The organism is Embleya sp. NPDC055664 (assembly GCF_053618075.1).
Genome location: NZ_JBSHGZ010000001.1, coordinates 179,421 through 199,709 on the forward strand (window position 1 = coordinate 179,421; position 20,289 = coordinate 199,709).

16 protein-coding genes are annotated in these 20,289 nt (G+C 72.0%); 11 read left to right on the forward strand and 5 right to left on the reverse strand.

The window, feature by feature from the left end; all coding sequences use genetic code 11:
- Positions 1-225: 225 nt before the first annotated feature.
- The gene (locus ACWGR4_RS00710; RefSeq protein ID WP_379996445.1) at positions 226-1,392 is read right to left on the reverse strand and encodes an aromatic ring-hydroxylating oxygenase subunit alpha; all 1,167 of its coding nucleotides are present in this window, start codon (positions 1,390-1,392) and stop codon (positions 226-228) included.
- 154 nt (positions 1,393-1,546) lie between these two features.
- On the opposite strand from ACWGR4_RS00710, the gene ACWGR4_RS00715 reads away from it, so the two are divergent.
- Entirely contained in the window at positions 1,547-2,533 is a 987-nt protein-coding gene (locus ACWGR4_RS00715; RefSeq protein WP_452130140.1) for an alpha/beta hydrolase, read from the forward strand.
- A 22-nt stretch (positions 2,534-2,555) separates the two neighbouring features.
- On the opposite strand, the gene ACWGR4_RS00720 is transcribed toward ACWGR4_RS00715, so the two are convergent.
- Complete coding sequence (locus tag ACWGR4_RS00720; RefSeq protein ID WP_452130141.1) at positions 2,556-2,990, reverse strand: ATP-binding protein; 435 nt, start codon at positions 2,988-2,990, stop codon at positions 2,556-2,558.
- 226 nt (positions 2,991-3,216) lie between these two features.
- Between ACWGR4_RS00720 and ACWGR4_RS00725 the strand changes: the two genes are divergently transcribed.
- The 3 genes from ACWGR4_RS00725 (at position 3,217) to ACWGR4_RS00735 (ending at position 7,918) form a co-directional block, all read left to right on the forward strand.
- A complete protein-coding gene (locus ACWGR4_RS00725; protein WP_379996451.1) occupies positions 3,217-4,086 on the forward strand; it encodes a helix-turn-helix domain-containing protein in 870 nt (289 codons plus the stop codon).
- The gene (locus tag ACWGR4_RS00730) at positions 4,083-4,352 is read left to right on the forward strand and encodes a DUF397 domain-containing protein (RefSeq protein WP_452130142.1); all 270 of its coding nucleotides are present in this window, start codon (positions 4,083-4,085) and stop codon (positions 4,350-4,352) included. The genes ACWGR4_RS00725 and ACWGR4_RS00730 overlap by 4 nt, the downstream gene beginning before the upstream one ends.
- Positions 4,353-4,573: 221 nt before the next feature.
- Positions 4,574-7,918, forward strand: a complete 3,345-nt coding sequence (locus tag ACWGR4_RS00735; protein WP_452130143.1) for an AfsR/SARP family transcriptional regulator — start codon at positions 4,574-4,576, stop codon at positions 7,916-7,918.
- On the opposite strand, the gene ACWGR4_RS00740 is transcribed toward ACWGR4_RS00735, so the two are convergent.
- Both ACWGR4_RS00740 and ACWGR4_RS00745 read right to left on the reverse strand, forming a co-directional pair.
- On the reverse strand, positions 7,878-8,720 hold the full coding sequence (locus ACWGR4_RS00740) for an ABC transporter permease (RefSeq protein WP_452130144.1): 843 nt from the start codon (positions 8,718-8,720) through the stop codon (positions 7,878-7,880). The genes ACWGR4_RS00735 and ACWGR4_RS00740 overlap by 41 nt on opposite strands.
- Before the next feature lie 97 nt (positions 8,721-8,817).
- Entirely contained in the window at positions 8,818-9,807 is a 990-nt protein-coding gene (locus ACWGR4_RS00745) for an ATP-binding cassette domain-containing protein (protein WP_452130145.1), read from the reverse strand.
- A 545-nt stretch (positions 9,808-10,352) separates the two neighbouring features.
- Between ACWGR4_RS00745 and ACWGR4_RS00750 the strand changes: the two genes are divergently transcribed.
- From ACWGR4_RS00750 to ACWGR4_RS00780, 7 genes are read left to right on the forward strand one after another with little or no spacing between them, the layout of a single operon-like run.
- Positions 10,353-11,621, forward strand: coding sequence for a hypothetical protein (locus ACWGR4_RS00750; protein WP_452130146.1), 1,269 nt, complete (start codon positions 10,353-10,355; stop codon positions 11,619-11,621).
- Positions 11,618-12,631 carry a glutamate ABC transporter substrate-binding protein gene (locus ACWGR4_RS00755; RefSeq protein WP_379996463.1) on the forward strand — a complete coding sequence of 338 codons (1,014 nt, stop codon included), beginning with the start codon at positions 11,618-11,620 and terminating at the stop codon, positions 12,629-12,631. The genes ACWGR4_RS00750 and ACWGR4_RS00755 overlap by 4 nt, the downstream gene beginning before the upstream one ends.
- Complete coding sequence (locus ACWGR4_RS00760; RefSeq protein WP_452130147.1) at positions 12,628-13,902, forward strand: hypothetical protein; 1,275 nt, start codon at positions 12,628-12,630, stop codon at positions 13,900-13,902. Before ACWGR4_RS00755 ends, ACWGR4_RS00760 begins: the two co-directional genes overlap by 4 nt.
- On the forward strand, positions 13,899-16,193 hold the full coding sequence (locus ACWGR4_RS00765; protein ID WP_379996467.1) for a serine/threonine-protein kinase: 2,295 nt from the start codon (positions 13,899-13,901) through the stop codon (positions 16,191-16,193). Before ACWGR4_RS00760 ends, ACWGR4_RS00765 begins: the two co-directional genes overlap by 4 nt.
- Positions 16,190-17,446 (forward strand): PP2C family protein-serine/threonine phosphatase, encoded by a 1,257-nt coding sequence (locus tag ACWGR4_RS00770; RefSeq protein ID WP_452134160.1) that lies wholly within the window; start codon positions 16,190-16,192, stop codon positions 17,444-17,446. Before ACWGR4_RS00765 ends, ACWGR4_RS00770 begins: the two co-directional genes overlap by 4 nt.
- A gap of 25 nt (positions 17,447-17,471) precedes the next feature.
- Positions 17,472-18,770 carry a VWA domain-containing protein gene (locus ACWGR4_RS00775; RefSeq protein ID WP_379996471.1) on the forward strand — a complete coding sequence of 433 codons (1,299 nt, stop codon included), beginning with the start codon at positions 17,472-17,474 and terminating at the stop codon, positions 18,768-18,770.
- A 55-nt stretch (positions 18,771-18,825) separates the two neighbouring features.
- Complete coding sequence (locus tag ACWGR4_RS00780) at positions 18,826-19,530, forward strand: FHA domain-containing protein (protein WP_452130149.1); 705 nt, start codon at positions 18,826-18,828, stop codon at positions 19,528-19,530.
- Positions 19,531-19,580: 50 nt separating this feature from the next.
- On the opposite strand, the gene ACWGR4_RS00785 is transcribed toward ACWGR4_RS00780, so the two are convergent.
- Complete coding sequence (locus ACWGR4_RS00785; RefSeq protein WP_379996475.1) at positions 19,581-20,288, reverse strand: ABC transporter ATP-binding protein; 708 nt, start codon at positions 20,286-20,288, stop codon at positions 19,581-19,583.
- Position 20,289 lies beyond the last annotated feature (1 nt).

Genomic DNA, 20,289 nt, shown 5'->3' on the forward strand with positions numbered 1-20,289 from the left:
GGGCTCGGACCGGCGCGGGATTCGGGCGAAGAGGCGGTATTCGGGCAAAAGAAAAGGAGGCGCCCGGCCAAAGGCGCCTCCTTCGCGAACCGCACAGCGTTTCGCGAGCGAGACGATCATAACCCGACGGCGCCCGGAGTCCCGCCCGCTGCCCCGTCCGCTCCGTCCGCCGCCGCGTCCGGTGCTCTGCCGGCCGCCCCGCCCGTCCCGTCCCGTCCCGAGCCGTCAGTCCCCGGCCGTGGCGAGCGTGTCGTCCCACACCCGGTGCCAGTGCGCCACCGCCGACTCGCCCATGCCCACGACCATCGTCGGCAGCCCCCCGTCGAACCCGCGCTGGCAGGACTCGGCCCCCGGGAAGTCCTCGGTGACCAGCACCCGCTTGTTGGTCTCGTGGTTGGCCCTGGCGGTGGCGATGCTCTGCTCGCCGAGCGGCTCCCAGGTGCCCTCGGTCATGTGCACGACCGACCGGTTCGGCCGATCGCCCGGGTAGATCCGCAACATCGTGGTGCTCAGCGGGCTCTCGATCAGCACGGTCGAGGGCAGCACGGTCTGCACGTTGACCATCGGCAACCGCGCGGGCCAGGACTCCTCGGGCACCTCGGCCAGCTGCTCGAAGCCGACGATCGGCACCGCGAAGCGGGTGTGCGGTCCCCACGTGTCGACGATGCCGTGGTTGAGCACGATGCCGTCGATGGTCGCGGTGTGCAGGAACGGTACGTGGTAGGCCTCGACGTTGACGTCGACGGTGAGCTTCCAGTTGCAGTCGAGTTCGAACCGCTCGCTCACCACCGCCCGGGTCCGGTCGTAGGGGAAACCGGCGTAGGCGTCGGCCAGTTCGTCCAGCGCGCCGGTCACCTCGACCTCCGGCCGCAGGCCGACCACGACCAGGCCCGCGGACAGCGCGACCGGGAGCCGGCGCAGCCCGAACCGCTTCGGGTCGATGCCGGGGAACTGCGGACGCGATGGCAGGCCGGTGAGTTCGCCGCCGTTGCCGAACGTCCACCCGTGGTAGCCGCAGCGGAACCGCTGCGCGCTGCCGCACCCGGTCCCGGACAGCCCCTCCGTTTCGGGCGTGTCCCGGCTGACCCGCATCCCCCGGTGGGTGCACGCGTCCAGGAACGCGTGCAGCTCGCCGTCCCGGTCGCGGGTGACCAGGACCGGCACGCCGTCCACGTCGCGCGCGATGAAGTCGCCCGGTTCGGCGACCTCGCCCGCCCACCCGATCACCTGCGGCGTGCGTCGGAACAACACCTCACGCTCGCGGGCGTGTCGGACCGGATCGGTGAAGGCCGAGCCGTCCAGGACGACGGGGGCCGCGCCGAGGTCGAGCGTGCGGTGGGTGATGTGCTCGATGATGCGCCGCCCGGTGGCGACCACGTCCTGGTGCTTCAAGGGTGACTCCGTTGTCCCGTAGGGGTGAATATCCGCGACGGGTGGGCGTCCGTGCTCCGACCTCGTCTCTGTTACACCGTTACATTGTTGGTCGGGGGTGATACCCCGTCAATGTCCGGCGAGGCGATGTGGTGTCATCGGGGGGCAATCGCACGTGGAGGTCAGCACCATGCCCGGCCGGGTCGAGAACGTTGGCTATGACATCGCGGGTACGACCCTGTCGGGTCTGCTCGCCCGACCCGAGGCCGGCGTCCGCCCGCGCGGGTTGCTCCTGGCGATCCACGGCGGCGGCTCCCGCGCCGCCTATTGGCATCGCGACGACGCCCCCGACGGCTCGCTCCTGCTGCTCGGCGCGGCGCTCGGCTGGACCGTGCTGGCGATCGACCGCCCCGGGTACGGCGCGTCCGCGGGGCTGGACCGGGCCCGTCAGGGACTCGACGCGCAGGCGGACGCCCTGTTCGCCCTCGTCGAGGAGCTGACGACGGGGGCGCTCGACACGGCGCCGGATCCCGGAGACGTCCCCGGCGGCGACCCCGACCCGTCGGCCGACGACCCCGCCGCGCCCGCGCGCCTGCCCGTGTTCGTCGTCGCGCACTCGATGGGCGCGGTCCTGGCGCTGCGCATGGGCGCCGACAAGCGTGGCCACGATCTGCTCGGCCTGGCCGTCGCGGGCGTGCCGCTGCGGTACACCCCGGCCCGGCTCGCCGAGTTCGCCGCCGTCCCCACAGAGGGCGACTTCGTCCCTTCGACCGGAGGCGCCGCCCCGGACGCCTTCTTCGGGCCGCCGGGATCCTACGATCCCGCGCTGTTGACCCGGGCGGGTCGGGTGGTGGCGCCGGTGCCGATGGCCGAGTTCGTGGATGTGCGGGAGAGCCCGAACACGCTGCCGGACGTGCTCGCGAGGGTGACGCCGGCGGTGCACTGGACCGTCGCCGAGTTCGAGCGGTCCCACCCGTCGGGACCCGAAGTACCGGCTCTGGCACGGGAGTCGCTGCGCCGGGCGCGCACGGTGGAGACGTACACCCAGCGCGGCGTGGGACACAACATCAGCCTCCACCACGCCGCGCGCGCCTATCACCTGCGGGTGTTGACCTTCGCCGAGGAGTGCCTGCTCGCGGTCGCCGGATCGACCGCCCGCTGAGCGGGTCCGGGCCGGTGCGCGGCTATGGCGCGTCGGGCAGGGTGAACCACACCACCTTCCCCGGCGGGAGCCGGTCGGCGCCCCACGCGTGCGCCAGGCCGTCGATCATCCGCAGTCCCCGGCCCGACTCCTCGTCCCAGGCGCCGACCCGGGCGATCGGCATGCGCGGCGACGAGTCGCGCACCTCGACCCGCAGCAGGTCGCCGTCGTGCAGCAGGGTGAGCGCGTGCCAGGCGCCGGGACCGACGTGCACGAGCACGTTGGTCAGCAGTTCGGTCAGCAACACCTCTGCCACGTCGACCAATTCGGCCAGGCCCCAGTCGTGCAGGACCTTGCCGGTGGTCCGGCGGGCACGGCCCACCGCCGGTGCCGAGGCGGCCAGCTGAACGCAATAGTGACGGACGTCCTCCGCCATCACCGGCATGTCGACCTCCGGACGTGCGGCAGGGGGTCGCACGATCCGGAACATGCACCCAGAGCGACCCGTGGACAACAGTAAGTCATGACCGGCATGGAGCGTGCCCGGCCGACAACGAGTGTGCAACTCCCACTCTTGGATGCACGGGAAGATTCCGGTAGTAACCACACTTCCACGCCCAGTAGGGCACACTGTCCCCCGATCGGACGCGCCGACGTTCCGCTTCGGTGCGTCAACAGCGTGTACATGGAGGTGCGGCGTGGCCATGGCGCCCAATCCGACCGTTCGGCAGCGCAGACTCGGGACCGAGCTGCGCCGGTTGCGCGAAGCGCGCGGCCTGAGCCTCGAAGACGTCGCCGTACGTCTGGAGTGCTCGGATTCCAAGGTCAGTCGGATCGAGTTGGGGCGCAGCGGGGTACGACCGGTGGACCTGCGAATCCTCCTCGACCTGTACGAGGTCGCGGACGAGCGGGAGCGGGATTCGTTGCTCACCCTGGCCCGCGAGGCCAAGAAGCGCGGCTGGTGGCACAGCTATTCGTCGATCCTGCCCAGCTCCTACGCCGAGTTGCTCAGCCTGGAGGCCGAGTCTTCGGGTATGCGTGGCTTTGAACTCTCGCTCATTCCGGGCCTGTTGCAGACGCCCGACTACGTGCGGGCGGTGATCGCGGCGGTCCGCGACGACATGCCGGCCGAGGAGGTGGACATGCTGGTGCGGGTGCGTCAGGAGCGGCAGGCGGTGCTCGACCGGGTCGGCGCGCAGGGCGAGGCGACGTTTCGGCTCAGCGTGGTGATCTCCGAGTCGGTGCTGCGCACGGTGGTGGGCGGGCGGGAGACGATGCGGGCCCAACTGGAGCATCTGATGGCCGCCGCGGCCCGGCCGCACGTGCGGTTGCAGATCCTTCCGTTCGCCGCCGGCGCACACCCCGCGATCGAGGGTTCATTCGCGATCATCGGATTCCCCGAACTTTCCGATCTGGATGTCGTCGTCCTCGACACGCATACGAGTAGCCTCTATCTCGAGGAGCCCGAACACGTCAGTGTCTATGAGCGGATGTTTGAGGACATCCGCGCGACCGCACTGTCGTACGGTGAATCCTTGTCCATGATCGAGCTCACAGCAAAGGAATTGTCTTGAGCAACACAAAGCAGGGATCGCATTTCCCGTCCGTTTCCCAAGAGGCTGCGATCGATTCCCACTCCGGTGGGAAAATCGCAGGTCACGAGGTTGCGACCGGCCACGCCTGGCGGCGCAGCACCTACAGCGGGGCCACCAGCAATTGCGTCGAGACGGCCCCCGACACCAACGCCGTCCTGGTGCGCGACTCGAAAGTTGCCGCCGGTCCGGTCCTCGAACTGGAATCCGGTGCGTGGCAAACGTTTATCGGTCGTATCGGCGCCTGAGTCGGATCCGATCCGATACCGAACGGTTGATTTGTTCGGGGCGCTCACTCCCACGAGTGGGAATTAATCCCACGAACGAGTGAATTCTCCAGATGATCGTCCCGGGTTCCCGTGCCCCGGGGCGCTCCCAATGCGCAACTCCCCGTCGCCGACCCCCACCGCGCTCCGCGCGCCGCCGGCCGACACCCCCGGGCGACCCGTCGGGGTGGAAGAGTGGTGGGGTGTACATCTCGGTGCTTGGCCCGCTCCAGGCGTGGGACGACGACGGTCGATCCGTGACGATCGGCGGCGCGCGCCTGCGCGCGCTGCTGATCCGCCTGTCCCTCGACCCCGGCAGACCGGTCTCCGCCGACCGGTTGATCACGGCCGTGTGGGGTGAGGACCCCCCTTCCGGTGCGGGAAACGCGTTGCAGTCGCTGATCTCCCGACTGCGCCGGCAACTGCCCGTCGGGCTCGACTCGGGGCCGGCCGGCTATCGGCTCGACATCCGCCCCGACGACCTGGACGCGCACGTGTTCGCCGAGCTGGCGGTGCGAGGACGCCGGCAACTCGACGAGCGCGACCCGGCCGGCGCGGCCGAGACGCTCACGCGCGCGCTCGCGATGTGGCGCGGCCCGGCCCTGGTGGACGCCGCCGACGCGGGCTTCGCGCTGGGGCCCGCGGCGCGGCTGGCCGAGCAGCGGTTGGGCGCGATCGAGGACCGGGTCCAGGCGCAGCTGATCCTGGGCCGCAGCCAGGGGTTGGCCGCCGAGTTGGAGCAGCTCACCCGCGAGCATCCGCTGCGCGAGCGGCTGTACGGCCTGCTGATCCGCACGCTGCACGAGGAGGGCCGCCGGGCGGACGCGCTGACGCTGTATCAGGACCTGCGCGAGCGGCTGGCGGACGAGCTCGGCATCGATCCCTCGCCCGATCTGGAGGCCGCGTACCTGGCCGTGCTGCGTGGTGGCGATTCGCGGCCCGCGCCGGCGCCCGCGCCCGCCGCCTCCGGGTCGCCCGCGCCCGCCCCGCCGGTCGCCGTCCGCCCGGCCCCGGGCAATCTGCCCGCCCGGCTGACCACCTTCGTCGGCCGCGAGGACGAGGTGGATCGGGTCGACCGGCTCCTCGGCCAATCGCGCCTGGTCACCGTCGTCGGCCCCGGCGGCGCGGGCAAGACCCGACTGAGCACCGAGGCCGGCAGCCGGATCGCGACCCGCGGCGTGGGCGTGGACGGCGGCATCTGGTTCGTCGAACTCGCCCCCGTACTCGACCCGTTGGATGTACCGCAGGCGGTCCTGGGGGCGCTGGGCCGCCGCGAGGTGGGCCTGCTCGACCCGCATCTGGCCGGTGCGCGCGATTTGGTCGACCGGATCGTCGACGCGTTCACCGGCCCGCCCAGTCTGTTGATCCTGGACAACTGCGAGCACCTGATCGCCGCCGCCGCGAGCTTCGCCGGCCGACTGCTCGCCCGCGCGCCGTCGCTGCGCATCCTCACCACCAGCCGCGAGCCGCTGGGCATCGACGGCGAGATGTTGTATCCGCTGGGCCCGCTGGCCCTGCCGCCGGTCGGCGTCGACGCCGCCGACGCGCTGGGCTACGCCTCGGTGCGGCTGTTCGCCGACCGGGCCCGCGCGGTGCGGCCGGGTCTGGCCGTCGACGCCGACACGATCGGCGCGGTCGGCGAGATCTGCCGCCGGCTCGACGGCCAGCCGCTGGCCATCGAACTGGCCGCCGCCCGCACCCGCTCGCTCACCCCCGCGCAGATCGCGCATCGCCTCGACGACCGCTTCCGGCTGCTCACCGGCGGCAGCCGTACCGCGCTGCCCCGCCACCAGACGCTGCGCGCGGTGGTCGAGTGGAGCTGGGATCTGCTGGAGGAGCGCGAACGCACCGCGCTGCGCCGGTTGTCGGTGTTCGCCGGCGGCACCACCCTGGAGGCCGCCGAGGCGGTGCTGCCCGGCGACGACTTCGACCCCGCCGACGTACTCGACCTGCTCGCCGGACTGGTGGACAAGTCGCTGGTGGACGTGATCGGCAGCACCGAGACCCGCTACCGGCTCCTGGAGACCATCCAGGCGTACGCGAGCGAGAAACTGGCCGAGGCGGGCGAGGCCGAGGCGACCTCCGAGCGGCACGCGCGCTGGTTCATCGACTACGTCGAGGCGGCCGGCGCCCGGCTGCGCGGCCCGGGACAGATCGAGGCGATCAACCGGATCACCGCCGAGCACGACAACCTCGCGCTCCTGCTGCGCTACGCCGTCGACCACGCCGACGCCTGGCTGGCGACCCGGTTGGTCGACGCGCTCTCCTGGTACTGGGCGATGCGCGGCACCCACGCCGAGGCGTACTCCTGGGGCCACGAGGCGCTCGCCCTGCCCGGCCCCGTGCCGCGGGCCCGCCGGGCCGCCGCGCTCGCCTTCCACGCGCTGCACTCCTTCTCCGCGGGAGAGCGGGGCAACGCGCTGCGCTCCTACGCCGGGGCCCGGCTGATCACCCGTCGGCTCGAACCCGACGAGGTGCCCGAACTGCCGGTCTTCATGGAGCTGTTGGCGTCCGTCATCCGCACCGACCAGGCGGCTCTGCGGGCCGCGTTGCAGGACGCGGACGAGATCGACGACCCGTGGGTCCAGGCCATGGCCCGGCTCATGCGCGGACACTTCGCGGTCAACCTGGGCAGCCCCAAGGAGGCGGTGACCTTCCTGACCGACGCCCGGGATCGGTTCGCGGCGATCGGGGACCGCTGGGGCCGGGCCTCGGCGATCTCGGGACTGGCCGAACTGTTGATGTACATGGCCGACTACGACGCGGCGCTGGCCGCCGTGGACGAGGCGCTGGGCCTGCTGGGCGCGCTCCAGGCCGAGGACGAGATCCCGCAACTGATGGTGCGTCGCGGGATGATTCACGCGCGGGCCGGCCACATCGCCCTCGCCCGGCAGGTGATGGAGGACATCTCGCGCCGGCCGGGCGCACCCGGCGCCTCGCTCACCACCGGCCTGGGCACCACCCTGGGCCTGGCCGAACTCGCCCGCTTCGTCGGGGACTTCGACGAGGCGGGAGGACGCTACGACGAGGTCATCGCGGCGCTGCCGCCGGCGCCGCGACTGCGGCAGTTGCCGCCGCAGTTCATCTGCAGCCTGTACGTCGGCCGGGCGCACGTGGCCTGTGCGCGAGGCGACGTGGCGGCGGCGCGCGCCGACCTGCGGACCGGGCTGCCGTTCGCGTTGGAGAGCCAGGACATGCCGATCCTGGCGGGCTGCGTCGAGGGATTCTCCGCGCTGGCGCTGCTCAGCGGCGATCCGGAGCAGGCCGCGATCCTGCTCGGCGGGGCGCAGGTGGTGCGCGGCCATCCCGATCTGGGCGACGTCGACGCGGACCGGGTGGCCGGGCGGATCCTGGAGCGGATGAGCGTGGAGGAGTACGACCGGGCCCGGGCCATCGGCACGGCGATGACCCGGGAAGAGGTGGTCTCCCTGGTGACGGCCGACCTGCCCGTCGCGCCGCCACCGCTGTGGGTGGCGGGCGACGGGTGGTCGAGCCAGGAGCGGCAGGTCAGGCCCGCCGGTTGTACTGACGCACCGTCAGCGGAATGAACACCAGCATCAGACCCAGCGCCCACAGCAGCGCCACGATCGCGTGGTGCGCCACCGGCCCCCCGGTCAACAGCCCGCGCGAGGCGTTGGTGACCGCGGTGACCGGATTGACCTTCACCCACGCCTGCAACCAGCCCGGCATGGTCGAGGTCTTGGCGAACAGGTTCGACCCGAAGGTCAGCGGAAACATCATCAGGAACGAGACGCCCTGCACGGTGCGCGGCTGCTTCATGCTCACCCCGAGCAGCGCCACGACCCAGCAGAACGCGAACGCGAAAACCAGGACCAGACCGACCGCGGCCGCCACCGCGAGCACATTGGTCTGGAACCGGAAACCGATGATGGTGCCGAACACGAACACCGACGTGATGGCGACGAAGAAGCGCAACACGTCGCCGAGCACGGTGCCGGCGAGCGGCGCGAGACGCGATATCGGCAGGCTGCGGAACCGGTCGAACACACCCGTGGACATGTCGGTGCACAACCCGACACCGGTGCCCACCGACGCGAACACCACGGTCTGCACCATGATGCCGGGCAGTACGAACTGCAGATAGTCGTGCGTGCTGCCCTCGATCGCGCCGCCGAACAGGTACACGAACATCACGATGAACAGGATCGGCTGCAGCGTCAGATCGATCAGCTGCTCGCTCTGCTTCTTCAACTTCACCAGGCTGCGCCAGGTGAGGGTGAGCGTGTGCCGCACCACGGCGCTCGGGTCGTTGCGATGTGCCCCGGGCGTGCCGTGGGCGGGAGGCGGGGCGGCGCTCTTGTCGGCCGGGCGGACGGTGGTCGTGGTCATCGGGAGGCTCCAGGGATGAGGGCCAGGTGGGAGACGATCGTGAGGAGCAGGGCGAGCATCGGCATCACACGTGTGCCGTAACGGTCCGGGAGTCGGTTCACGCGGCCTTCCTCTTCGGGTCCGCGTCGTCGTCCTGTTCGCCCGAGTCCTGGCTGCGGTGCCCGGTGATGGTCAGGAACACCTCGTCCAGACTGGGCAGTTGCAGGGTGAACTCGTTGACCCGGATGCCCGCCTCGTCGAGCCGACGCACCACCACCGGCAGCACGTCCTCGTCGCTCACCGCGACGGTGACCTGACCGCGCTCGTGCTCCACGAACGGCTCCCGGCCGGCGAGTTCGCGCAACAGCTCGACCACGTCGGGCAGTCGACTCGGGTCGACCGGGCGCACCTCCAGGCTCCGGCCGCCGATCTGCGCCTTGAGCTCGTCGGAGGTGCCGCTCGCGATCACCCGGCCGTGGTCGATCACCACGATGTCGTTCGCCAGGTGATCGGCCTCGTCCAGATACTGCGTGGTCAGCAGCACGGTCACGCCCTCGTCGCGGACCAGGTCGCGGATCATCTGCCACACGTCGCCGCGGCTGCGCGGGTCCAGGCCGGTGGTCGGCTCGTCCAGGTAGAGGAAGGACGGGCGCCCGACCAGCGAGGCGGCCAGGTCGAGGCGGCGCCGCATACCGCCCGAATACGTGTCGGGGCTGCGCCCGCCCGCCTCGGTCAGGTCGAACCGGGCGAGCAGTTCGCGCGCCCGCGCCTTCGCCTCGGCACGGGGCAGGTCGAGCAGTCGGCCGAGCAGCAGCAGGTTCTCGAACCCGGTCATCTCCTCGTCCACCGACGCGTACTGCCCGGTCAGCCCGATCAGCCGGCGTACCTCGTGCGCCTGGCGCACCGTGTCGAACCCGCCGACCCGGGCGATGCCGGCGTCCGGTTTGATCAACGTGGCCAGCGCCCGCACCATCGTGGTCTTGCCCGCGCCGTTGGGGCCGAGCAGGCCCAGCACGGTGCCCGCCTCGGACCGCAGATCGATCCCGGCCAACGCGGTGGTGTCGCCGTACCGCTTGACCAAGCCCTCGGTCTCGATCGCGTATGTCATGGGTTGCTCCCCGTAGGTATCCGTCGCATTCGTCCGGCGGGCGCTCGTCGACGGATCGACGGGGCTCGCCGTGTATGGATCCCAGAGTCACTCGGGGCGCCGGCATCGCGCGCACACGCCGCCGGCACCGCCGGCAGCGGGCTGATCCGCCGCCCGGCCGCCCGGCCGATCGGAACCGGTCTCGCGCTCACGTGGGCCGCCGGCAGCGGTAGTGTCCTGGCCCTGAGGGGTCTTGTGGGGAGAACGAGGGAAGACCATCGGGAGCCGTGACACGCTCGCGATAACTTCTGGGTGACGGCGTTCACCGGGCACCTCGGCGGTCGATGTTCGGCGTTCGACGAAGACGGCAGGGTGTGTCGGGTCGACCGGCAGGGGGCACACGCGACAGTGGGGGAGGCAAGGCGTTGGCGGCAGCCGTTCCGATTTCGCAAGCACCGGGTCCGGGGACGCCCGCACGGGCGGCGGGCCGTTCTCCCCGTGCGTTCAGGCCCCGCCGGATATCCGCGGGCCGGCTGATTCGGGTCGGCAACACCACCCCGGGGCTGATGCTCGTCACGGGCGTGGCCCTGGTCCTGATCAGCCTGCTCGCCGGACTGTTCGCGGTCCTGGCGGTGGGCCAACGCGCCGACGCGGCCAAGGCGGTGGCCACCGGCAGCGAACCACTCGGGGTCAAGACCCAGGACATCTACCGGGCGCTCGCCGACGCCGACGCGACGGCGGCGGCCGGACTGCTCGAAGGCGGCGTCGAATCGGTGGACGTGCGCGAGCGCTACCAGCAGGCGATCGAGACCGCGTCGCGCAAGCTGATCGAGGCCACCGCCGCGGGCGCCTCCGGCGAGGTGGCCGACAAACTCGCGGTGATCGGCGTGCAGTTGCCCGAATACGCGCGCCTGGTCGAGCGGGCCCGGGCGGAGACCCGGCAGGGCAACACCGTCGGCGCCGCCTACCTGCGCTCGGCCTCCAAGAACGTGATGCGGGCCAAGATCCTGCCCGCCGCCACCGCCCTGCACGACATCGCCGAAAAGCGCCTCGCGGGCGACCACCGCGACGCGACCTCGACCCCGTGGACACCGCTGTCGCTGCTTCTGCTCTCCCTCGCGGCCTGCGCCGGGGCGCTGTGGTTCTTCGCCCGGCGCACCCACCGCCGGATCAACATCGGCCTGCTGATCGCGGGCCTGGCCACCCTGGTGTCGATCGGCTGGTTGTGGGCGGCCTCCGGCGACTCGCGCGACCACCTCGACCGCAGCCGCAGCGACGGCTGGGGACCGGTCGAGACGCTGGCCCAGGCCCGCTTCCTGACCCTGCAGGCACACGGCGACGAGAGCCTGACCCTGGTCATGCGCGGCAGCGACAACGGCCAGTACGAGGCCGACTTCAACGAGGTGTGGGGCAGGCTCGTCGGCGTCGACGCGCGCGACGGCCGACCCGCGGTGACCGGCATGCTGGCCACCGCCGAGCGGGTCACCCGCTCCGACGCCGGCACGCTCGCCAAGGTCAAGGCCGCGCGGGCCGCCGCCGCCGACTGGAAGAAGGCCCACGACGACGTCATCACGCTCTACGGCAACGGCCAGTTCGAACAGGCCGTCGCCAAGGTGACCAAGGCCGACGGCGCGTCGCGCACCGCCTTCACCCGGATCGACGAGGCGCTGGCCGCCGCGGTCACCGAGGACCAGGGCGACTTCGCCCGCTCGGTCCGCCAGGGCCGCGACGCGCTCGGCGGCCTCGGCGTCGGCATGGGCGTCCTGGCCCTGATCGCCGCCGCCGCGACCGTGGACGGCGTCCGTCGCGAGGTCGGGAGGTACAACCGGCCATGAGCACCCGCATCGCCCTGCCCGCACTGGTGTGCGCCCTCGCGCTGACCGTCGCCGGGTGTGGCGCCGGGTCGGCCGAGCGCGACCTCGCCCACCCGGCCGCGCCCCCCGCCGGCGCGCCGCGCGCACCCGCCGAGGCCCCACCGGGCCCGGACACCTCCTGCCCGAACGTGCTGGCCAGCCTGCGCCCCACCGGCTCGCTGCCCGCCCCCACCGCGCTGCCCGCCGGCAGCACCATGGACACCCTGCGCAAACGCGGCTTCCTGATCGCCGGCATCGACCAGAGCAGCTTCCCGTTCGGCTTCGTCGACCCCAGGAGCAACACACTGCGGGGCTTCGACATCGACCTGCTCCGCGAGGTGGCCAAGGCGATCTTCGGCGACGCCGGCCCCAACCGCATCCAGTTCCGAGTGGTGCGCAACGAGGACCGCACCGTGGCGATCGCGCGCGGCGACGTGGACATCGTCGCCGAGACCATGACGATCAACTGCGAGCGTCGGCAGAGCGTCGAGTTCTCCTCCGTCTACTTCCGCGCCGGCCAGCGACTGCTGGTGCAACGCGACGGCACCGCCGACCGCGCCGACTACTCGGGCGGACTGGCCGCCCTGCCGCGCGGCATGCGGGTGTGCTCGGTGCCCGGCTCCACCTCGATCGGCATGCTGCGCCGACAGGCCCCGCAGGTGAACGTGATCGAGGGCGACACCTGGGCGGGCTGCCTGGTCCTGCTCCAGCAGGGCCAGGCCGACGCGGTCACCACCGACGACACGATCCTGGCCGGGCTCCAGGCACAGGACCACGTCTTCACCGTCGTGGTCGGTGACAAGCTCACCTTCGAGCCGTACGGCATGGCGATCGCCAAGAACCGCGGCGACTTCGTCCGGTTCGTCAACGCGGTGCTCGAACAACTGCGCCGCAACGGACGATGGGGCGAGCTGTACCGGGAGTATCTGGGCACCTCGCTCGGGGCCGACACGCCCGCGCCGCCCGAGGCCGAATATCGGGACGCCCCGTGAACCGAGCCCCCCGCGTGCTCGGCCGCGACGAGATCGACGAGTTGATCGTGCGTCACGAAGGCGAGTACGACGGCATCACCGCCGGCCTGATGGAGCTGGAGAGCCACCCGGGCCGGCAACTGCTCGAAGGCGGCACGCTGACCGGCCGCACCGCCGAGCGCTGGGAGATCGGCCGCCGGGCGATCGCGCTGCTGTGGGGACACCGCGAGGCGTACGGCGCGGTTTTGGACCGGGCCCGGACGTTGCGTGGACGGCGCGGCAAGCCGCAACGGCCCGAGCTGGAGGAGCTGTCCTTCCTGCTGCTCGGACAATCCGCCGAACTCGCCGCGCGCGACGTGCCGATCGGGCAGCGCGGCCTGCTCGACCCGGCCATGCACGTACACCGGATGAGCCTGGGCGAACTGGTCGCCGACATGGCGCCGGCCTGGAGCGAGGCGACCGCGGTCGTGGAGGCCGCGGACGCGGTCTGGACCCGTCTGGTGCCCACCTTGGACCGGGTCGACGCGGGCATCGCCGCCGCCGAGGCCGGGATCGCCGAACTCGGCGGCCCCGACACGATGCCGGAGCAGACCGCCGCCCTGGACGGGGTCCGCCGCCGCCTGGAGACGGCCCGCAGCCTGGTGGCGAGCGACCCGCTGGCGCTGACCGCCGGCGACGACCGGCGCATCGGCGGCGTGGACGTCGACGCCCTGGACGCCGAACTGCGCCGAGTCGCCGACGAGGTGCGGCACCTGACCATCGTCCGGGCCCGCTTCGAGGAGCGGGTACGGCGACTCGCGGGCGTGCTGGAGGAGTTGGACTACCAGGAGGGCGACACGATCCGGCGGCGCGCGCACGTGCTGACCCGGATCAGCGACAAGCGGGTACCGGAGGTACCGCTGCGCGCCGCCGGCCTGCGGGAGCGGGTGACCACCGTCTCCGGGCTCGGCGCGCAGGGCGACTGGGTGCGCGTCTCGCGCGAGTTGAGCGCCCTGGAGAACGACGCGCAGGGTGCCCGGGACCGACTGGCCGCCACCCGCGGGCACATCGACGCGCCACTGGCCCGGCGGGACGAACTGCGCGGCCTCGTGCAGTCCTACCGGGCGATGGCCGCGCGCAGCGGACACGGCGAGGAGGCCGTGCTCGAGTCGCTGTACGACCACGCCAAGGAGCTGTTGTGGCGAGCACCGTGTGAACTCGACGTGGCGGTACGGGTGGTGACCCGCTATCAGGAGGCGGTCATCGCCGCGCAACGCAAGGATCGTCCGGACGACAAGGGGGACCAGAGATGATCAAGTGCAATCGCCCGCCTTGCCCGGGCGAGATCGACGACGGCTTCTGCAACGCGTGCGGCAACGAGCCGCTGCCGACCGGCGCGCCGGTGCCCGACCCGAGGACCGGGCGGTCCGGGGTCTCCGGGACGGCGGGCACCTCCGGTACGTCGGGCACGGCCGGCACCGCCGGTTCGTCCTCCTCGCGCAGCGCCTCCGGGCGCAGTTCGCGACGCGGCAGCACCGGGACCAGTCGGCGGCTGGGCGGCGGTCTGGTCGAGATGCCGAACGTGCCGCGCCGCAACCCCGAGAGCGCGCTGGCCCGCAATCCGGTCATCCCGGAGGAGAAGCGCTTTTGCCGCAAGTGCGAACAGCCCGTCGGGCGCGGGCGCGGCGGCCGACCCGGGGTGGCCAACGGCTTTTGCCCGCGCGACCGCACGCCGTTCTCCTTCGCGCCCAAGCTCCAGCGCGACGACATGGTCGGCCAGTACCGGATCATCGGCTGCCTCGCCCGCGGCGGCTTCGGCTGGGTCTACCTCGCCCAGGACACCGCCGCGCACAACATGTGGGTCGTGCTCAAGGGCCTGCTCGGCAGCGACGACGCCGACTCGCGCGCCGCGGCCCTGGCCGAACAGCGCATCCTCACCCAGATCCAGCACGCCAACATCGTGCACATCCAGACCGTCGTGCAGCACCCCGACCCGCTCACCGGCCAGGACGAGACCTACCTGGTGATGGAGTATGTCGGCGGCCTGTCGCTGATGGACCGGCTCAAGCAGATGCGCGAGGTCGACCCCAAGGCCGTGCTGCCGGTCGAGCAGGTCCTCGCCTACGCAATCGACATCCTGCCCGCGTTCGGCTACCTGCACCAACAGAACCTGGTCTACTGCGACTTCAAGCCGGACAACGTGATCCAGACCGAGGACCAGCTCAAGCTGATCGACCTCGGCGCGGTCACCGACCTGGCCCGGCCGGGCAAGTTCACCTACGGCACGGTCGGCTACCAGGCACCCGAGATCGAGACCGTGCGGGCCGAACCGTCGGTGGAGTCCGACCTGTTCACCATCGGTCGCACGATGGCGGTGCTCAGCTTCTACTTCGCCGGTTACACCCGCAAGTACAAGGCATCCCTGCCGCCCGCCGCCGACGTGCCGCTGTTCACCGAATTCGAGTCCTACCACCGCCTGTTGCTGCGGGCCACCCACCCCGACCCGGAGCAGCGCTTCGCCTCCGCGGCGGACATGGCCGAGCAGTGCGTCGCGGTGCTGCGCGAGGTGGTCGCGATCCGCTCCGGCGAGCCGCGCCCGGGCGTGTCCGGCCTGTTCGGGCCGGAGACGCGGGTGGTGCACGCCGAGGTGGCCGCGCGCAACACCGAACCGGGCCTGCTCGCGCCCGCGCCCGATCCGGCGGTGATCGCGGGCGCGTTGCCGGTGCCCCGGGTCGACCCCCTCGACCCGGCCGCCAACCTGCTGGCCACGGTCGCCACCACCGACCCCGACGAACTGCTCTCCGCGCTCACCGCCGCGGGCATCTCCTCGGCCGAGGGCACGCTGCGCCTGGTCCGGATGTGCATCGAACAGGGCGACGTGGTGCGGGCCCGGGCGTTTTTGGCCGACATCGACGCCGACGACTGGCGACTGCCCTGGTTCGAGGGGCTGGCGGCGCTGTCCCAACACGATCTCCCGCGCGCCCACGAGTTCTTCGACGGGGTGCGGGGCGCGCTGCCCGGCGAGCCCGCGCCGCGGATCGCGCTGGGCGCCTGCCGCGAGCTGATGGGCCGCCACCAAGAAGCCGCCGCCGAGTATCGCGGCGTCTGGTCGACCGACCACGCGTACGTCTCGGCCGCCTTCGGCCTGGCCCGCTGCCTGCTCGCGACCGGCGACCGGGCGGGCGCGGTCCGCATCCTGGAGAGCGTGCCGGATACCTCGGCCAACCATGTCGCCGCGCAGACCGCGGCGTTGCGCACCCGGATCAGCGGTCGGGCCGCGGCCGAACCGCTGGGGCCGGACCTGACCACCGCGTCCGATCGGCTCGGTGCGCTGCGGCTGGAGGGCGAAGCGCACGACCGGCTCGCCGTGGAGTTGTTGGAGACGGCCCTGGAGTGGGTGAAGGCGGGTGCGAACGGGGGAAATTCGGGCGCCGGGGGCGCGGATGGAACCGCGAGGGTGCTCGGCAGCGAGTTGAAGGAAAAGCCTCTGCGGTTCGCCCTGGAAAAGTGTTACCGCGATCTGGCCCGGCATGTGACGACGCATGCGGAGCGCATCGCGCTCGTCGACCGGGCGAACGAAGTGCGACCGTGGACGTGGGTGTGATCAGAGTGGCTGGATATGGACGACTGGACGCGACCGGGCTCGGGGGCGCCCCGAACGGGGGCGAGGCCGCCCCGCCGCCCGAGCCGCCCGCGACGGCCGTCCCCGACGGGTGTCCGGCCTGCGGTCTGGCCGGCGACGCCGACGACCGCTACTGCGAGTCGTGCGGCTACGACCTGGACATCCCCCCGACCCCGGTGGCCGAACGTCCGCCGCCGCGGCGGGTACCCACGCCCAGCGGACACGGACCGGTTTGCTCCGCCTGTGGCACCGCCACCATCGGCTCGGACGGCTGGTGCGAGGCGTGCGGGCGGCCGTTCAATCCGCGCGACCACGTGGAGAGCGACCTGAGCGGCCTGGTCGCGATGGTGAGCAACCGGGGCCTGCGCCACCGACGCAACGAGGACTCCGCCGCGCTGCGGGCGTTCGAGATGCCCGACGGCAGCAAGCGGGTGGTCGCGGTGGTCTGCGACGGGGTGTCCTCCTCGCCGCGGCCCGACGAGGCGTCGGCGACCGCGGCCGCGACCGCGTGCGCGACGATGGCGGCCACCCTGATCGAGGGGTGCGCGCCGGCCAAGGCCACCAGCGCCGGGGTGGCCGCCGCCGCGAGCGCGGTGGCCCGGATGCCCGGTACCGAGGACCAGGGCAACGCGCCCGCGTGCACCCTGGTCTCGGCGATCATGGCGCCCGGCGAGATCACCGTGGGCTGGGTGGGCGACAGCCGCGCCTACTGGCTGGCCGATCCGGGCAGCGGGGCCGACGATCCGGCGGACGGCGACGACACGCTGCCCGGCGCGAGCACGCTGCCTCGCGGGGCGGTCGGCGAGTCGGACGGGGCCGACGACGAGCAGGGCCGGCGTACCCCCTCCGCGCTGCTGACCGAGGACGACTCGTGGGCGACCCGGATGATCGCGCTCGGCGCGATGACCGAGGCCGAGGCGTACGCGGATCGGCGCGCGCACGCGATCGTGTCCTGGCTCGGCGCCGACGCCGGCGAGGTGCGGCCCCGGGTGACCAGCGTGCGCCCTTCCGGGCCCGGCGTGCTGCTGCTGTGCAGCGACGGATTGTGGAACTACCTTTCGGTGGCGCCGACGCTGGCCGCGATGGTGCTCCCGGACGCGCTGGAACAGCCGTTGGCCGCCGCCCGGTTGCTCACCGGGTTCGCCCTGGACCAGGGCGGCGCGGACAACATCACCGTCGCACTCATCCCGTACCTCCCGCCCGGGGACGCCGCGCGCGGCCCCCTCCACGACTGACCCGAGACGCGAAGGAGTCGGATTCATGTCAGGCGCCCCCGAATTCACCATCGAGATCAACCAGAACGCCTATCTGCCGATGGGTGGACACGAGGTCCACGCCGTGGCGCACATCAAGGCTTCCGGACTGCCGACGGGTCTGGGCTCCGCCAGGCGCGGCGCCGAGGTGATCATGGTGGACACCTCGGGCTCGATGGACTTCCCCTCCAGCAAGCTCAAGGCGGCCAAGCAGGCCACCAAGGCGGCGATCGACACGCTACGTGACGGCACGTTGTTCGCGGTGGTCTCCGGGACCGGCATGGCGTCGATGGTCTACCCGTTCGACGAGGTGCTGGTACCGGCGGACGACCGCAGCCGCAAGGAGGCCAAGCGGGAGGTGGACAAGCTCCGCGCGCGCGGCGGCACCGCCATGGGCCAGTGGTTGCTGATGGCCCGCCGGCTGCTCGAACCGCACCGCGACGCGATCCGGCACGCGATCCTGCTCACCGACGGCAAGAACGAGAGCGAGCGCGAGCAGGACCTGGCCGAGGCGATCGCCTACTGCGAGGGCGTGTTCGTCTGCGACTGCCGCGGCATCGGCCTGGACTGGCGGGTGGACGAGGTGCGCAAGATCTCCAACGCGCTGCTCGGCGACATCGGCCTGGTGAGCGAACCGGCCGACCTGGTCGCGGATTTCACCAGGATGATGGAGAACGCGATGGGCAAGGCCGTGGCCGACGTGGCCCTGCGCGTGCGGACGATCAACAACGCGCGGGTGAAGTACGTCAAGCAGACCTACCCGGTGATCGACGACCTGACCGCCCGGCGTACCGACGTCGGACCGAACGCCGGTGACTACCCGACCGGCTCATGGGGCGGCGAGAGCAAGCACTACCACATCTGCCTCGAGGTCGAACCGGACGAGGTCAACCCGGGCGGCAAGCGCCGGCCGTGCCAGGTCTCGGTGGTCCTGCCGGACGGCTCGGGCGGTCTGGAACTGGCCAAGGCCGGCGTCTTCGCGCAGTGGACCGACGACGAGGAACTGTCCACCCGGATCAACTCCGAGGTCGCCAAGGTCACCGGCCGGGAGAAACTGGCCAATGCCGTCCAGGAAGGCTTGGAGGCGCGCACGCGGGGGGACGAGACCACCGCGACCGCACGCCTGGTCCAGGCGCTCGAACTGGCCGACGAGGCGGGCGACGAGCACACCGCGAAGCTGCTCCGCCGAGTCGTCGAGGTCGAGGCCGACGGCACCAGCCGGCTGCGCAACGACGAGGAGGGCATGATGATCATCGACGTCGAGTCGCACAAGACCGCCCGCGTCGGACCGCCCACCAGGGACTGAGCGTCGCCGCTCGGCGACGTCGGGTCGGGTAGGGGAACAGGAAGGAGGTCCGCTCATGCACATCTGTCCGGTCGGCCATCAGTCCACCGCCGCGGACTACTGCGACGAGTGCGGGCGCACCATGACCGTCGCGGAGGATCCGCAGCAGCTCGGCGGCGGCGGTGACCGGCGCGCCGAACAGCCGCCCGCAGGCACGCTGATCTGTCGGATCTGTGCCACCGAGTACACGCCCGACGACCAGTTCTGTGAGGGCTGCGGGCACGAGAACCCCTCGACGGCGATCGTCTACGAGCCCATCGTGAACGTGACGCCCACGGAGCCGGACGACGGGCCGGGCGAGCCGTCATCGCCCCCCACCCGCACCCTGTGGACCGTGCGCGTCGTGCCCGATCACGACTACTTCCTGAGGGTGCTCGAATGGGACGGCCCGGACGCGCACAACATGCACTTCCCGCACGAACAGGAGCCGTGGACGCTGGAGTTGACCGGCGAGTCGATGCGGATCGGCCGGCGCGTCGCCGGTACCACTTCCGCTCCGCCCGAGATTGCGATCAACGACCCGGGCGTCTCGCGTCGGCATGCGATGTTTCTGCGCTGCGGAGACGGGACGTGGGAGGTGATGGACCTCGGCGCGGCCAACGGCACCACCATCAACTCCGGTTACGACCGGGTCCGTCGCGACCCGGTGCACCTGAAGGACGGCGACCGGGTGCACGTGGGTGCCTGGACCACGCTGGAGATCCGACGCGTGGACCTGTGAGACAGGGGGCCGGGCGCCGGTCGGGGTGATCCCGACCGGCGCGATGTGGTTCAGCCCACGTGGGCCACACCCGGGGCCAGTGCGGCGAGGATCGGTTCCGGGTCGGCCGCCGCCTCGGCCGCGGTCATCCGGGCGGTGACCCGGCCCGTGGACAGCACGGTCAGCCGGTCCGCGATGCCCTGCACGAAACCCAGTTGCGGCGCCGCGATCAGGATCGTCAGGCCCTCGTCGGCGAGCGTGGTGATCAGTTGCCGGATCTGCTCGGCGATCACGGGGGACAGGCCCTCCGTCGGCTCGTCGAGCAGGATCAGCCGCGGACCACCGAGCAGTGCCCGGGCGATCGCCAGCATCTGCTGTTCCCCGCCGGAGAGTTGCGAGCCGCGGTTGCCGGCCCGCTCGCCCAGTCGCGGCAGCAGTTCCAACACCCGCGCGGGCGTCCACGCGGCGTGCTTGCGGTGGGCGAGGCGCAGATGCTCGGCCACGGTCAGGCTCGCGAACACCCGCCGGCCCTGCGGCACCAGGCCGATGCCCGCGTGCGAGACCCGGTGTGCCGGGCGCCCGGTGAGGTCGACACCGGCCAGTTCGACCCTTCCGCCGGAGGGCTTGAGCAGGCCCGCGACGGTATGGATCAGGGTGGACTTGCCCGCCCCGTTGGCGCCCAGGAGCGCGTGCACGGTGCCCTCGGGCACGCTCAGGTCGACCCCGTGCAGCACCGAGCCGCCCTGGTAACCCGCCGTCAGTTCGCCGATCTCCAGCACG